The organism is Microbacterium aurantiacum (assembly GCF_031625015.1).
Taxonomy (GTDB): domain Bacteria; phylum Actinomycetota; class Actinomycetes; order Actinomycetales; family Microbacteriaceae; genus Microbacterium; species Microbacterium aurantiacum.
Genome location: NZ_JAHWXH010000004.1, coordinates 191,459 through 205,384, shown reverse-complemented (window position 1 = coordinate 205,384; position 13,926 = coordinate 191,459). Strand labels below are relative to the sequence as shown.

At 70.7% G+C, this 13,926-nt stretch carries 12 protein-coding genes; 7 read left to right on the top strand and 5 right to left on the bottom strand.

Features of this window, described 5'->3' with window-relative positions; all coding sequences use genetic code 11:
- Positions 1 to 58: 58 nt before the first annotated feature.
- The 3 genes from KZC50_RS15045 to KZC50_RS15035 are packed head-to-tail and all read left to right on the top strand — an operon-like array spanning position 59 to position 3,481.
- Positions 59 to 688, top strand: coding sequence for an SAF domain-containing protein (locus tag KZC50_RS15045; protein ID WP_236968298.1), 630 nt, complete (start codon positions 59 to 61; stop codon positions 686 to 688).
- Positions 685 to 1,980 carry a CpaE/TadZ family protein gene (locus KZC50_RS15040; RefSeq protein ID WP_310892179.1) on the top strand — a complete coding sequence of 432 codons (1,296 nt, stop codon included), beginning with the start codon at positions 685 to 687 and terminating at the stop codon, positions 1,978 to 1,980. Before KZC50_RS15045 ends, KZC50_RS15040 begins: the two co-directional genes overlap by 4 nt.
- 16 nt (positions 1,981 to 1,996) lie before the next feature.
- Positions 1,997 to 3,481, top strand: a complete 1,485-nt coding sequence (locus tag KZC50_RS15035) for a sensor histidine kinase (protein WP_053547691.1) — start codon at positions 1,997 to 1,999, stop codon at positions 3,479 to 3,481.
- Positions 3,482 to 3,514: 33 nt separating this feature from the next.
- Here the strand turns inward: KZC50_RS15035 and KZC50_RS15030 are convergent, their stop codons facing one another.
- Positions 3,515 to 3,763 (bottom strand): WhiB family transcriptional regulator, encoded by a 249-nt coding sequence (locus KZC50_RS15030; RefSeq protein ID WP_013583608.1) that lies wholly within the window; start codon positions 3,761 to 3,763, stop codon positions 3,515 to 3,517.
- A 248-nt stretch (positions 3,764 to 4,011) separates the two neighbouring features.
- On the opposite strand from KZC50_RS15030, the gene KZC50_RS15025 reads away from it, so the two are divergent.
- On the top strand, positions 4,012 to 4,413 hold the full coding sequence (locus KZC50_RS15025) for a histidine kinase (protein ID WP_310892178.1): 402 nt from the start codon (positions 4,012 to 4,014) through the stop codon (positions 4,411 to 4,413).
- A 27-nt stretch (positions 4,414 to 4,440) separates the two neighbouring features.
- Here KZC50_RS15025 and bcp read toward each other — a convergent pair whose 3' ends face one another.
- The 3 genes from bcp to aroA are packed head-to-tail and all read right to left on the bottom strand — an operon-like array spanning position 4,441 to position 7,305.
- Positions 4,441 to 4,911, bottom strand: a complete 471-nt coding sequence (bcp, locus tag KZC50_RS15020) for a thioredoxin-dependent thiol peroxidase (protein ID WP_053547689.1) — start codon at positions 4,909 to 4,911, stop codon at positions 4,441 to 4,443.
- 4 nt (positions 4,912 to 4,915) lie between these two features.
- A complete protein-coding gene (gene rsgA / locus KZC50_RS15015) occupies positions 4,916 to 5,983 on the bottom strand; it encodes a ribosome small subunit-dependent GTPase A (RefSeq protein WP_310892177.1) in 1,068 nt (355 codons plus the stop codon).
- Positions 5,980 to 7,305: a 3-phosphoshikimate 1-carboxyvinyltransferase gene (gene aroA, locus KZC50_RS15010; RefSeq protein ID WP_310892176.1), complete on the bottom strand. Its 1,326-nt coding sequence runs from the start codon at positions 7,303 to 7,305 to the stop codon at positions 5,980 to 5,982. Before aroA ends, rsgA begins: the two co-directional genes overlap by 4 nt.
- A gap of 122 nt (positions 7,306 to 7,427) precedes the next feature.
- Here aroA and KZC50_RS15005 point away from each other — a divergent pair, with 122 nt between their 5' ends.
- On the top strand, positions 7,428 to 8,027 hold the full coding sequence (locus tag KZC50_RS15005; protein ID WP_310892175.1) for a sigma-70 family RNA polymerase sigma factor: 600 nt from the start codon (positions 7,428 to 7,430) through the stop codon (positions 8,025 to 8,027).
- Entirely contained in the window at positions 8,024 to 8,266 is a 243-nt protein-coding gene (locus KZC50_RS15000; protein WP_053547686.1) for an alpha-ketoglutarate decarboxylase, read from the top strand. The genes KZC50_RS15005 and KZC50_RS15000 overlap by 4 nt, the downstream gene beginning before the upstream one ends.
- 69 nt (positions 8,267 to 8,335) lie before the next feature.
- Here the strand turns inward: KZC50_RS15000 and KZC50_RS14995 are convergent, their stop codons facing one another.
- Complete coding sequence (locus tag KZC50_RS14995; protein ID WP_310892174.1) at positions 8,336 to 12,055, bottom strand: multifunctional oxoglutarate decarboxylase/oxoglutarate dehydrogenase thiamine pyrophosphate-binding subunit/dihydrolipoyllysine-residue succinyltransferase subunit; 3,720 nt, start codon at positions 12,053 to 12,055, stop codon at positions 8,336 to 8,338.
- A gap of 180 nt (positions 12,056 to 12,235) precedes the next feature.
- On the opposite strand from KZC50_RS14995, the gene guaB1 reads away from it, so the two are divergent.
- A complete protein-coding gene (gene guaB1 / locus KZC50_RS14990; RefSeq protein ID WP_310892173.1) occupies positions 12,236 to 13,702 on the top strand; it encodes a GMP reductase in 1,467 nt (488 codons plus the stop codon).
- The last annotated feature ends 224 nt before the right edge of the window (positions 13,703 to 13,926 follow it).

Sequence of the window (13,926 nt, the reverse complement as noted above, 5' to 3'; positions counted from 1 at the left end):
AAACACCCCCTGTGGATAACGCCGGAGCGGAATCATCGCTCTGCGCGAACATGGGGTCATGACCGCCGCCGTCTCCTCGCGTCCGACCCGGGCCTCCGCGCGCCCCGATCTGCGTCTGATCCTCGGGATCATCCTGGTCCTGGCCTCGATCCTCGGGGTGTGGTTCACGGTGCAGGCGGCGCGCACGACCGCACCCGCCTACGTCGCGACGCGCACCATCGTCCCCGGTGAGGCGGTGACCGCCGACGTCGTGCGGAGCGTCGAGGTGTCCCTCGGAGGCCTCTCCGAGAGCTACCTCTCCACCGCCGACGTGGAATCGGGCCTCGTGGCGACGCGCACGATCGAAGTCGGCGAGCTGGTTCCGGCCGCTGCGGTCGGCAGTGCGGATGCGGCCCGAACGACCCGCGTGGTGGTGCGCAGCGCCGTCGACGTCCCGGCATCCGTCGCCGCGGGAACCGTCGTGGAGGTGTGGGCCGCGCCTCAGCGGGAACGGGGGGTCTACGACGCGCCGCGGATCCTCGTCGCGGACGCCACCGTCGTGTCGGTCGCGCGCGATGAGTCGATGATCGGCGGGGGAGCGGCGCAGCTGGAACTGGTGATCCCGCGATCGGATGTCGCCGCGGCGCTCACCGCCATGAGCGATCAGTCCGCACTGTCGGTGGTGCCGGTGGCGGGAGCAGGCTCGTGAGAGCGCTTGTCGCGGTGGTCGACGGTGATCGGCGGGCCGTCGAGCTGATCCACGAGGGCATCGAGGTGGTCGGCGTCCTCGCGCCGGAGGCGCTCGCCCTGCTCGCCCGCGACGACCTCGCCGAGCCGGACGCCTCGCGGGCTCTGCGCGCGCTCGCCGACGCCGACGTGGTGATCCTGACGGTCGACCGGACGCACACCGACGTCGCCGTGGTGGCGCTGTGCGACCGTGCGCGCACGCGTATCGTGCCGTTCGCCGCGAGTGCGGACGACCTCCGCACAGCCGAGGCGCTGGGCCTCGAGAGCCCGCTCGCACCGGACGTGCCGGTGTGGCGGCTGTGCGAGGTCCTCGCGGCCGAGCCGGTCAGCGCCGCCGCCGCGCCCTCGACGACCGGGCCGGCGGTCATCGCGGTGTGGGGCCCGGCGGGAGCGCCCGGACGGTCGACCGTCGCGGTCGGGCTCGCCCTCGAACTCGCGCGGGGCGGGCGACGCACGGCGCTCGTGGACGCCGACACCGCAGCGCCTTCCCAGGCGCTGAGCCTTTCGCTCCCCGACGAAGGTCCGGGGTTCGCGGCGGCCTGCCGCAGTGCCGAGCGGGGCGCGCTCGACGCCGCCGAACTCACGCGGATCGCCCTTCCGCTCGGCGATACGGGAGTCGAGGTGCTGACGGGGCTGAACAGGCCGTCGCGGTGGCCTGAGCTGTCCGCTGCGCGGGTGGGGGCGGCCCTGTCGGCGTGCCGCGGGTGGGTCGATCACGTCGTCGTGGACGTCGCCGCGCCGCTCGAGCGCGACGAGGAGATCGTCAGCGACCTGGAGGACGGTCCGCGTCGCAACGCCGCGACCGTGGCCGCGCTCCAGGCGGCGGACCTCGTGGTGGCCGTCGGCTCGGCCGACCCCGTCGGCATCGCGCGGTACCTGCGTGGTCACGCCGAGCTGAGAGCGATCGTCGGCTCCACCCGGGTGGTGTCGCTGATCAACCGTGTGCGCCCGGGAGTCCTCGGTATCGATGCGCGGGGCCAGGTCCGTCGAGCCCTCGACCGGTTCGGCGGCATCGAGGACGTGTGGTTCCTCCCGCACGACGGCAGATCTGCGGATGCTGCGCTCCTCGCCGCACGACCCCTCGGCCTCGTGGCCCCGCGGTCGGGCGTGACCCTCGGCATCCGTCGCTTCGTCGGCGAGGCGGTCCTCCCACCGACCCCGACCGGGCCCGCAGGCGCGGACGCTCCGACCCGCCGGGTCCGGGCGGCCCGACGTCGCCGACCGGAGCGCGCGGCGCTGCCGACCCGGGGCTGAACCCTAAGCTGGAGGGGTGTCCACGCTCAGCGATCTCGTCTATGCCCAGGGCCGTTCCAGCGCGCAGGACGTCGAGTGGCTGCACCGGCTCGCCGGCGACGGTCAACTGCTCGCGGACCTCGCCTTCGCCGACATCGTGCTGTGGGTTCCGACCCTCGACGACTCGTTCGTCGCCGTGGCGCACACCCGGCCCAGCGGCGCGGCGACGCTGTTCTATCGGGACATCGTCGGTGACCGGGTCCGGCCCCAGTGGCGGACGCAGGTGCGCGACGCCTTCCACACCGGACGCATCGTCGATTCCGCGTCGCCCGATTGGTTCGAGGAGACCCCGACCCGGGTGCGCGCGGTGCCGGTCGCGCGTTCCGGCGGCGGGCGCAGCGAGACGATCGCGGTGCTCACCCGTCACACCAACCTCGGAGAGGCGCGGACCCCCTCGCGGCAGCAGATCACCTTCAACGACTGCGCCGACGACCTCTTCGGCATGATCGCCTCGGGTGATTTCCCCGATCTCACGGCTCCGACCTCGCCGCGCCGCGGCGCACCGCGCGCGTCCGACGGACTCGTCCGGCTCGATGTCGACGGCGTCACCACGTTCGCGAGCCCCAATGCGCTTTCGGCGTTCAACCGCCTCGGGTTCGGCGACGAACTCGAAGGCGAGTCCCTCGTCGAGGTCGTCACCCAGATCCTGCCGGGCAAACGTCAGTTCGACGAGTCGCTCCCGGTGGTCCTGACCGGTCGCGCACCGTGGCGCGCCGACGTCGAGGCGCGCGGCGTGACGGTGTCGCTGCGGACGATCCCGCTCCGCGACCGCGGAACGCGTATCGGCGCGATCGTCCTGTGCCGAGACGTCACGGAGATCCGCCATCAGGAGCAGGAGCTCATCACCAAAGACGCCACGATCCGCGAGATCCACCACCGCGTCAAGAACAACCTGCAGACGGTGGCGTCGCTGCTGCGGATCCAGGCTCGCCGGTCGCACTCCGAAGAGGCCCGTGAGGCTCTCACTCAGGCCATGCGGCGCGTGTCGGCGATCGCCGTGGTCCACGACACGCTGTCGGAGGGCCTCGCCCAGAACGTCGACTTCGACGACGTCTTCGACCGTGTCCTGAAGCTCGTCGCCGAGGTCGCCGCGGCACCCAACACGCGCGCCAAGACCCGGTCGACGGGCCGCTTCGGGACGCTGCCGAGCGAGTACGCCACGCCCCTCGCCCTGGCGCTGACCGAGTTGGTCACCAATGCGGTGGAGCACGGCCTGGCCGGCCAGGAGGGCGACGTCGAAATCATCGCCGAGCGCACGGGGGAGACCCTCGAAGTCCGCGTCCGCGACACCGGGTCGGGTCTTCCCGAGGGTCAGGTCGGTCGGGGACTCGGGACGCAGATCGTGCGCACACTCATCCAGGGCGAGCTGGGCGGCACGATCGACTGGCACACGATCATGGGCAGCGGAACCGAGGTCACGATCGAGATCCCGTTGCGCTACATCGAGCGCGCCCGGGGCTGAACGCCCTCCCGGGGCAGCAGGCGCCCGCGCGGATCAGGACGCGCGGCGGGCGCGAGCGGCGCGGCGCTTCAGCGCGCGGCGCTCGTCTTCGGAGAGACCTCCCCAGACGCCCGAGTCCTGGCCGGACTCGAGGGCGTACTGCAGGCACACCTCGGTGACGGTGCACCGTGCGCAGACGGACTTGGCCTTCTCGATCTGGTCGACGGCCGGACCGGTGTTCCCGACGGGGAAGAACAGTTCGGGGTCGACGGTGAGGCAGGCGGCCTTGTCGCGCCAGTCCATAGGGGTGCTCCTTGATGCGGGGGGATTGGGGAAAAGACGAGGGACGGATTCGGGTCCGTTACTCTGGTGAGGGTGCGAGATCGACTCGCCCCACGTCGCTGTGGGAGCACACGGCTTCACCAATCGTCCCACAGCGGTTTACCTGAATCAAGGGTTGACCGGCAGGTTTGTGCGGAAGACGCTGATGAATCGCGTCTAGCACATGATGCTTCCTACAACCCCGACCGTTCGGAGAAGGAGTCGCGCGCATGCTGGCGAGAACGACGGGACGCGCTGCCGCGGTCCTCCTGGTGGCGGAGGGACTCGGCATCCTGGCGCTCCTCGTGTGGCAGATCGGCGCGCTCTTCGCCGGCGACACCGCCGTCCTCACCACCGCGATCGCCCTCGCCGTCCTCACCGCGATCGGTGCCGCCGCCGTCCTCGCCTTCGGCGTGGCGACGTGGCGCGAACGCAGCTGGGGCCGCTCCGGGGGAGTCGTGACGCAGCTGCTCATCCTCGCCGTGGCGATCGGAGCGATCACCGGCGCCTTCTCCTCCCCGGGCATCGCGCTCGCGCTCGCGGCGCCGGCCGTCGTCACCCTCGTCCTGCTGGCGATGACGGTCCGCGCGAGCGCCCCACCGCGAGAGGATCGTGCGGGCGGCGACGCCTGAGAGCTCTTCGGTGCAGGCGGGTCCTGATCAGGCGTCGAGACCGAGGAGCGAGCGCACCCGTGCGACGTGCCCGGTGGCCTTGACGTTGTAGAGGGCGTGCTCGACACGGCCCTCACCGTCGATGACGAAGGTCGAGCGGATGACCCCGAGCACGGTCTTGCCGTAGTTCGTCTTCTCGCCCCACGCGCCGTAGGCCTCGTGCACGCTGTGATCCGGGTCGCTCAGCAGGTCGTAGGTGAGGCCGTCTCGCTCACGGAACTCGCGGAGCTTCGCCGGCTCGTCGCGAGAGATGCCCAGCACCGTGTAGCCGGCCGCCTGGAGCGGGGCGAGGCTGTCGCGGAAGTCGCAGGCCTCCGTCGTGCACCCCGGGGTCATCGCCGCGGGGTAGAAGAAGAGCACGACGCCCGTCCCACGGCGCTCCGAGAGGCGCACGGGGGTGCCGTCCTGGTCGACGAGGGTGAAATCGGGGGCGGTGTCGCCGGTGGAGAGACGCGTCATCCTCTCAGCCTATGGGACCTCGGCGGCCCGCGGCGAAGGTCTCCAGCAGGCGCTGGAGGGAGTCCAGACGCGCCGCGCCACCGGGCCCGAGTTCGTCCGCCGCGACCGCCTCGACGATCGCGCAGTCCGGCGCATCGGGGAGGTGCGTGCAGCCGCGGGGACAGCGCCGGGCGACATCGTCCAGATCGGTGAACGCGCGGAGGATGTTCGCGGGGTCGACGTGTCCGAGGCCGAAGGAGCGGACGCCGGGCGTGTCGATCACCCAGCCGTTGCCCGCGGCACCGCGATAGCGCAACGACACCGTCGAGCTCGAGGTGTGCCGGCCCCGTCCGGTGACCTGGTTGACGTGGCCTGTCGCGCGTCCGGCGTCGGGGACCAGGGCGTTCACGAGAGTGGACTTGCCGACGCCGGAATGCCCGACGAACACCGTGGAATGACCGACGAGGGCGTTCCCGATCTGCTCCAGCGGCATCTGTCCGGCGCCCTGTCCGCTGGTGAAGACCTCGAGGTTCAGTCCTTCGAAATGCGCGAGGAACTCGGTGGGGTCGGCGAGGTCGGTCTTCGTCACGACGAGGAGGGGGCGCACACCGGCGTCGAGCGCGGCGACGAGGTAGCGGTCCACGAGGCGGGCCCGTGGTTCCGGATCCGCGGCCGCGACGACGACGAGCATCTGGTCGGCGTTGGCGACGATGATGCGCTCGACCTGGTCGGTGTCGTCGGCGCTACGGCGGAGGAGGGAACGGCGGTCGAGGATCCCGACGATCCGGCAGAGCGTCCCTTCGGAGCCGGAGAGGTCGCCCACGACCCGTGCCCGGTCTCCGGTGACGATGGGGGTCTTGCGCAGCTCGCGCGCGCGCACCGCGAGGATCGTCCGCTCCTGCGGAGTGTCCTCGTCGACGAGCACGGTGTATCGGCCGCGGTCGACGCCGAGCACGCGCGCCACTGCGGCGTCCGCGTGGGCGGGGCGCCGCTTGGTGCGCGGACGGTTGGCCTTCGGGTTCGGCCGGACGCGGATGTCGCCCTCGTCGAAGTCCGCGTCGTCCTCGTCATCGAGGTCGTCGAGCCAGCTCATGCGCCCTCGAGCATGCCTCGCCACAGCTCCGGGAACTGCGGCATCGTCTTGGCGGTCGTGCCGATGTCGTCGATCTCGACGTCGTCGACCGCCAGCCCGATGAGCGCGCCGGTGGTGGCGAGGCGGTGATCGTGGTGTGCGCGCCAGAGGCCGCCGCGCAGCGGGCGGGGGACGATGCGGATGCCGTCCTCGAGCTCATGAGCCTCGCCGCCGAGGCCGCGGAGCTCGCCCACGAGGGCTGCGATGCGATCCGTCTCGTGGCCGCGGATGTGGCCGATGCCGTAGAGAGTGGTCGGCGCATCGGCGAAGGCCGCCAGCGCGAAGATGGTGGGGGTCAGCTCGCCGGCCGCGGACAGATCGAGGTCGACACCGTGGATTCCTGCGCCCGCCGTGACGGTGAGCGCGCCACCGCGCCGCGACACCCGAGCGCCCATGAGGGAGAGGATGTCGCCGAGCATCGCGCCCGGCTGCGTCGAGTGCGCCGGCCAGCCCGTCACCGATACCGACCCGCCCGCGATCATCGCCGCGGCGAGGAAGGGGGCGGCGTTGGAGAGGTCGGGCTCGATGGCGATGTCCTTCGCGCGGAGCGCCCCCGGGGGCACGATCCACTCGCCGGGGCGCGGGCGCTCGACGTGGACGCCGCGGTGCGCGAGGCTCTCGACGGTCATGTCGATGTGCGGCATGCTCGGCAGGCGATGACCCGAATGGACGAGGTGCAGTCCCACGTCGAAGCGCGGAGCGGCCAGCAGCAGGCCTGACACGAACTGGCTGGAGGCGCTGGCGTCGATGGTCACCTCGCCGCCGCGCACATGACCGTGGCCGCGCACCACGAAGGGGAGGGCCCAGCTGCCGCCGTCGTCGATGTCGACGCCGACGTCGCGGAGGGCGGAGATCATGGCGCCCATCGGTCGGTGCAGCGCGCTCTCGTGCGCGGTGAGGGTCACCTCGCCCTTTGCGAACCCGGCGGCCGCCGCCGCGAAGCGCATGACGGTACCCGCCTGCCCGCAGTCCACCACCGCGTCGCCGCGGAGGGGCCACACCGGCTCGATGAGGAGGTCCGACCCGAAGGGGCCGGAGCCCTTTTCCTCGGTGACGCCGACGCCGAGCGCTCGGAGGGCGTCGACCATGCGCGCAGAGTCGTCCGAGTGCAACGGGGCGAGCAGTCGTCCGGGGCCGTCGGCGAGGGCGGCGAGGATCAGTTCGCGGTTCGTCAGCGATTTCGAACCCGGGACGGTCACGGTCGCGTGCAGGTCGGACTCCGCCCTCGGCGCGAGCCAGGTCGCGGACGTCGAGGTGGCAGGGGAATACCGATCGGCGCTCATCGGTTCCTAGCCTACTGACACCCACCGCCACGCCCCACGCGCGGCGGAGCCGGCCGGAAGGGAGTGCCACCGTCGTGACCGTCATGCTCGAACGCGAGGACGCCGCCGTAGACTGGCGCCTGATGAGCGAACAGCCCGACCAGGCGCCCGATGCGCGCACCCAGTTCGAGGAGCAGGCGCTCCCGTTCATGGATCAGTTGTACGCCGCCGCGATGCGGATGACGCGCAACCCCGCGGACGCCGCCGACCTCGTCCAGGAGACGTTCGTCAAAGCCTTCGCCTCCTGGCAGACCTTCACGCAGGGTACGAATCTGAAGGCGTGGCTGTACCGGATCCTCACCAACACCTACATCAACATCTATCGCAAGAAGCAGCGGGAGCCGTATCAGGGCACCATCGACGAGCTGGAGGACTGGCAGCTCGGCGGAGCGGAGTCGACCACGGCGCGGGCCAGCCGGTCCGCCGAGGCGGAAGCGATCGATCACATGCCGGCATCCGTGGTGAAGGATGCCCTGCAGGCGATCCCCGAGGACTTCCGGTTGGCGGTGTACCTCGCCGACGTCGAGGGATTCGCCTACCAGGAGATCGCCGACATCATGAAAACACCGATCGGCACGGTCATGAGCCGCCTGCATCGCGGCAGGCGCATGCTGCGTGATCTGCTGGCCGACTATGCGACGGAGCGCGGCATCGCCGGTGCCGCCACGAGGAGTGCGAAATGACCGATTGCGGTTGCGAGAAGGCGCAGCGCGAGCTGGAGGAGTTCCTGCGCAACGAAGTGTGCAAGACCCAGCACACCGACATCGCCGAGCACCTGGAGAACTGCCAGGGATGCCGGGACGAGGCGCTGGTGGCGCGCACGCTGACCGAGGTCGTCGCGCGCGCCTGCAAGGAAGCCGCGCCCGAAGAGCTGCGCGACCAGGTGCTCGAGCGTCTGCGCGCGATCCAGGCGACCCACTGACGACGACGCCGCCGGCATCCCGAGGGATGACCGGCGGCGTGACGTCCTGCGCGTCGCGTCTGCGACGACTCAGAGGGTGAGAGCCGCCGTCATGATCGCGGCCTGCTCGACGGCGTGGACCTTCGGCGAACCGGTCGCCGTCGACGCCGCAGCGGACCGGGACACGACCCGGATGGTGCGGCCGTCGAGCTGCGGCACGACATCCAGCGCGATGAACGGCCAGGCCCCCTGGTTCTCGGGCTCGTCCTGGACCCACACGAGCTCGGCGTCCGGGTAGCGCCCAAGCACACCGCGCAGCTCGTCGATGGGCGCCGGGTAGTACTGCTCCAGGCGCACGAGGGCGATCGCGTCGTTCGGATTCTTCTCGAGCTCGGCCTTGAGATCCCAGTGGATCTTGCCGGCGTGCAGGAGCACGCGCTTCACGCCCGAGGCGTCGATCGAACGGGTGTCGTCGACGACCGGCTCGAAACGACCCGACAGGAAGTCCTCGACCGGGCTGGTCGCTCCGCGCAGACGCAGCATCGCCTTCGGAGTGAAGACCACCAGCGGGCGGCGCGGACGGGCATAGGCCTGTCGGCGCAGGAGGTGGAAGTAGGACGCGGGCGTGGACGGCCGCGCGACGGTCATGTTGTCCTGCGCGCACATCTGCAGGTACCGCTCGATCCGTGCGGACGAGTGGTCCGGTCCCTGACCCTCGTAGCCGTGGGGGAGGAGGAGGACGACGCTCGACTGCTGCGCCCACTTCTGCTCCGCCGACGAGATGAACTCGTCGATCACGGACTGCGCGCCGTTGCCGAAGTCGCCGAACTGCGCCTCCCACAACACCAGAGCGTCGGCCCGCTCCACCGAGTAGCCGTATTCGAAGGCCATCGCGGCGTACTCGCTCAGGAGCGAGTCGTAGACCCAGAAGCGCCCCTGGTCTTCGCTGAGGTTGGTCAGCGGGATCCACTCCTGGCCGTTCGCACGGTCGTGGAGCACCGAGTGGCGCTGCACGAACGTGCCGCGGCGCGAGTCCTGACCGGCCAGACGCACGTTGGTCTTCTCCAGCAGCAGAGACCCGAAGGCCAGCAGCTCACCGAAGGCCCAGTCGATCGACCCGTTGCGGCTCATGTCCGCGCGCTTGTCCAGCAGCTGCTGGAGCTTGGCGTGGACGGTGAACCCCTCCGGCTTGTTCACGAACGCGTCGCCGATGAGGTGCACGACCTCGCGCGAGACGCCCGTGGACTCGGGCTGGCCGGATGCCGGCTCGACGTCGGCCTCGGCATCCACCACCGGAGAAGAGCCGGTCTCTGCGGCGTGCGTTTCGGCGAAGGCGACCTCGAGACGGTTCTGGAAGTCGCGCTTGGCCTGCTCGTACTCTTCCTCGGTGATGTCGCCGCGACCCACGAGGGCCTCGGTGTACAGGCGTCGGACCGACCGCTTCGCCTCGATGAGGTTCGTCATGAGGGGCTGGGTCATCGAGGGGTCGTCGCCCTCGTTGTGACCGCGGCGGCGGTAGCAGACGAGGTCGATGACGACGTCGCGGTGGAACTCCTCGCGGTAGGCGAACGCCAGCTGCGCGACGCGCGTGACGGCCTCGGGGTCATCGCCGTTGACGTGCAGGATCGGCGCCTGGATCGTCTTGGCGACGTCGGTGGCGTAGACCGAGCTCCGGGCATCCTGCGGAGTGGTGGTGAAGCCGACCTGGTTGTTGACCACGACGTGGACCGTGCCGCCTGTGCGGTAGCCGCGCAGCTGCGACATCTGGAGGGTCTCCACGACCACGCCCTGGCCGGCGAAGGCCGCGTCGCCGTGCACCAGGATCGGCAGCCACGAGAAGGTGCCGATGGGCTTGCGGTCCTGCTTGGCGCGGACGATGCCCTCGAGCACACCGTCGACGGTCTCGAGGTGCGAGGGGTTCGCGGCGAGGTAGACCGGGAGCTCGGCGCCGTCGTCGGCGGAGAAGGTCCCCTCGGTGCCGAGGTGGTACTTCACGTCGCCGGACCCGCTCTTGGATCCGATCGCCACCTGGCCCTCGAACTCGCGGAAGACCTGACCGTACGTCTTCCCGGCGATGTTCGTCAGCACGTTCAGGCGTCCGCGGTGGGCCATGCCGATGGCAGCCCCGTCGAGCCCCGCCTGCGCGGCGCCCTGGAGGATCTCATCGAGCAGGGGGATGAGCGATTCGCCGCCCTCGAGGCTGAAGCGCTTCTGGCCGACGTACTTCGTCTGCAGGAACGTCTCGAACGCCTCGGCCTGGTTGAGCTTGTCGAGGATCCGCAGCTGCTCGTCGTGCGTGGGCTTCTGGTACTTCTGCTCGACGTTGCGCTGGAACCACGCGCGCTGCTCGGGGTCCTGGATGTGCATGTACTCGAGGCCGATGGTGCGGCAGTACGAGTCGCGGAGGACGCCCAGGATGTCGCGCAGCTTCAGCTGGCGCTTGCCGCCGAAACCGCCCGTGACGAACTCGCGGTCGAGGTCCCAGAAGGTGAGTCCGTGGTTCTCGATCTCGAGGTCGGGGTGGGTGCGCTGAACGTACTCGAGCGGATCGATGTCCGCCATGAGGTGCCCGCGGACACGGAAGGAGTTGATGAGCTCCTGCACGCGCGAGGTCTTGTCGACGCGCTCTGCGAGGTCGACGTTGATGTCGTTCGCCCAGTGGATCGGTGCGTAGGGGATGCGCAGTTCGGCGAAGATCGCGTCGTAGAAGCCGCGCTGCCCGATGAGCAGCTCGTGCACCTTCTTCAGGAACTCGCCGGAACCTGCGCCCTGGATCACGCGGTGGTCGTAGGTGGAGGTCAGCGTGATCGTCTTGCCGATCGCCAGTTCGCTGAGCGTCTTCTCGCTCGCACCCTGGAACTGGGCCGGGTACTCCAGCGCTCCGGCGCCGACGATGCAGCCCTGCCCCTTCATCAGGCGCGGCACCGAGTGCACGGTGCCGATGCCGCCGGGGTTCGTGAGGGAGATCGTGGTGCCCTGGAAGTCCGCCGCCGTCAGCTTGTTCTTGCGGGCGCGCGTGACGAGGTCTTCGTAGGTGCTGAGGTACTCGCCGAAGGTCAGCTGGTCGGCGCGCTTGATGCTCGGAACGAGCAGCGCGCGGGTGCCGTCGGGGCGGGGCAGGTCGATGGCGATGCCGAGGTTCACGTGCGCCGGTGCGACGACCGACGGCTTGCCGTCGACCTCTGCGTAGAAGACGTTCTGGCTCGGGAACTCCTTGAGCGCCTGGATGATGGCCCAGCCGATGAGGTGGGTGAAACTCACCTTGCCGCCGCGCGTTCGCGACATGTGGTTGTTGATCACGATCCGGTTGTCGATCATGAGCTTCGCCGGCACGGTCCGCACGCTCGTCGCGGTGGGGACGGTGAGCGACTCGTCCATGTTGGCCGCGAGCGCCTTCGGCATGCCCTTGAGGACCGTCACCTGGTCCTCGGCCTGCTCGCTCGCCTCGGCCGGCGCCGCGGCCGGAGCCTGGGCGGGGATCGGCTGCGGCGACGCGGGGCGTGCCGTGGTGCGCGCGACGGGCTGGGACCCGGACCCGACGGTCGGAATCGCCGCGGTCACCGGCTTCGGCTCCGTCGCCGAGGGGGGAGCGGCCTCGGTGACCGAGGCGGTGGGAGCGGCAGGGGCCGTCGGTGTCGTCGACGTCCCGGCGCCGTCCACCGGCGTGTAGGACTCGAGGATCGGCCACCAGGCCTTATCGACGGAGTTCGGATCGACGCGGTACTGCTCGTACAGCTCGTCGACGAGCCATTCGTTGGCTCCGAACTCTCCTTCGTTCGAAACTCCAAGGCCCGTCACCTGGCTCGACACGCTGGATCGCCTGCTTTCATCGATGAATGTCCGTGGGTCGCGGGGGCGCGGACGCGCTCACGCGCACGACCTGACAAGCCTAACCCCATCCGGGCACGGCGTTCGGGGCGGAGGGGCCCTCATCAGGGATAAGAATCCGCAGAATCACCCGCACAGGAAGGGTCACTACTCTTGGGCGCCATGGAGTTCTACGGAGCGCAGCCCGACGTCGATCTGACCTACTCCGACGTGTTCCTCGTCCCGCGCCGTTCGGCGGTGAGCAGCAGGCTGGATGTGGACCTGTCGCCCCGGGACGGCACGAGCGCCACGATCCCGCTCGTCTCGGCGAACATGAATTCCGTCACGGGCGCTCGACTGGCCGCCACCCTCGCCCGCCGCGGAGGGCTCGGCGTCCTGCCGCAGGACATGCCCCTGCAGGAGCTGGATGCCGCGATCCGGTGGGTCAAGAGCCAGCCGGTGCGCTGGGACACCCCTCTCGTCCTGCCGCCGGAGGCGACCGTCGCCGATGCGGCGCGTCTGCTTCCGGCCACCCCCGGCCACCGGATCGTGGTGGCCCCCTCCGCGGAGACGCCGGATGCCGGCATCCCGCACGATCGGATCCTCGGGGTCGTGCCCGCCGAGCGCCTCGGCACCGCGCTGGCGGATGCGCGGCTCGGCGACCTCGTCCGCGGGCATGCGATGTCGATCGAGGCGGAGGACATCGGCTCGCCCCGCGACGCCTTCGACGTGCTCGTCGCCGCGGGGGCGGCGACGGTCTGCGTGACGGAACGCGGCCACCTCGTGGGGACGCTCTCGCCGCGGACCGCGCTGCGCGCGACGCTCTACCGCCCCGCGGTCGACGCCGACGGGCGCCTGATCGTGGCGGCCGCGGTCGGCATCAACGGCGACGTGGCCGCGAAGGCGCGAGCCCTCGTGGCCGCCGGCGTGGACGTCCTCGTCATCGACACCGCGCACGGGCACCAGGAGGGGATGCTGCGGGCGCTGCAGACCGTGTCGGGTCTCGGCCTCGGTGTTCCGATCGCCGCCGGCAACGTCGTCACCGCGGACGGGGTCGCCGACCTCGTCGACGCCGGCGCCGGAATCCTGAAGGTCGGGGTCGGACCCGGCGCGATGTGCACCACGCGCATGATGACGGCCGTCGGCCGGCCGCAGTTCTCCGCCGTGCTCGAGACGGCCGAAGCCGCGCGCGAGCGTGGCGCGCACGTGTGGGCGGACGGGGGCGTGCGCTACCCGAGGGACGTCGCTCTGGCGCTCGCGGCGGGAGCGGCATCCGTCATGATCGGCTCGTGGTTCGCCGGCACGATCGAGGCGCCGGGGGAGGTGCGCACCGACGCCGACGGACGCGCGTACAAGGAATCGTGGGGCATGGCCTCGACGAAGGCGGTGCACGAGCGCTTCGGACGGCTCGACCCGTACGAGCTCGCGCGCAAGGAGCTCTTCGCCGAGGGGATCTCGTCCTCGCGCATCTACATCGACCCGCTGCGGCCGAGCCTGGAAGATCTGCTGGACATGATCACCTCCGGCGTCCGCTCGTCGTTCACCTACGCGGGTGCGGCCACGGTGCCCGAGTTCCATGCGCGCGCCCGCGTAGGCCTGCAATCCGCGGCCGGATACGAAGAGGGCAAGGCCCTGCCGGTCAGCTGGTAGGCGCGCGGGCGGGCGCGGTGCCCGCGTCCGCGCGTGCGCAACTCCTCTGATCCGCGCACCCCGGGGCCGATCCGCCCGTTCCGGGCGGTTTCGGGTGCGGATGAGAGGAGTTCGGCCCGGGGCGCCGGGGCGACACCCGTTCGGCGGCGTCCCGTACACTTCTGCTCCATGGACGACCCTCCTAGTTGCAGACCCGTGCCCCACCGCTCCGCCTCCCCGAACGA

Bases quoted from the DNA above. Each gene is read 5' to 3' on its own strand.
- KZC50_RS15045 (WP_236968298.1), top strand. From the start codon at position 59: ATGACCGCCGCCGTCTCCTCGCGTCCGACCCGGGCCTCCGCGCGCCCC.
- KZC50_RS15030 (WP_013583608.1), bottom strand. From the start codon at position 3,763: ATGGACTGGCGCGACAAGGCCGCCTGCCTCACCGTCGACCCCGAACTG.
- KZC50_RS15025 (WP_310892178.1), top strand. From the start codon at position 4,012: ATGCTGGCGAGAACGACGGGACGCGCTGCCGCGGTCCTCCTGGTGGCG.
- bcp (WP_053547689.1), bottom strand. From the start codon at position 4,911: ATGACGCGTCTCTCCACCGGCGACACCGCCCCCGATTTCACCCTCGTC.
- rsgA (WP_310892177.1), bottom strand. From the start codon at position 5,983: ATGAGCTGGCTCGACGACCTCGATGACGAGGACGACGCGGACTTCGAC.
- aroA (WP_310892176.1), bottom strand. From the start codon at position 7,305: ATGAGCGCCGATCGGTATTCCCCTGCCACCTCGACGTCCGCGACCTGG.
- KZC50_RS15005 (WP_310892175.1), top strand. From the start codon at position 7,428: ATGAGCGAACAGCCCGACCAGGCGCCCGATGCGCGCACCCAGTTCGAG.
- KZC50_RS15000 (WP_053547686.1), top strand. From the start codon at position 8,024: ATGACCGATTGCGGTTGCGAGAAGGCGCAGCGCGAGCTGGAGGAGTTC.
- guaB1 (WP_310892173.1), top strand. From the start codon at position 12,236: ATGGAGTTCTACGGAGCGCAGCCCGACGTCGATCTGACCTACTCCGAC.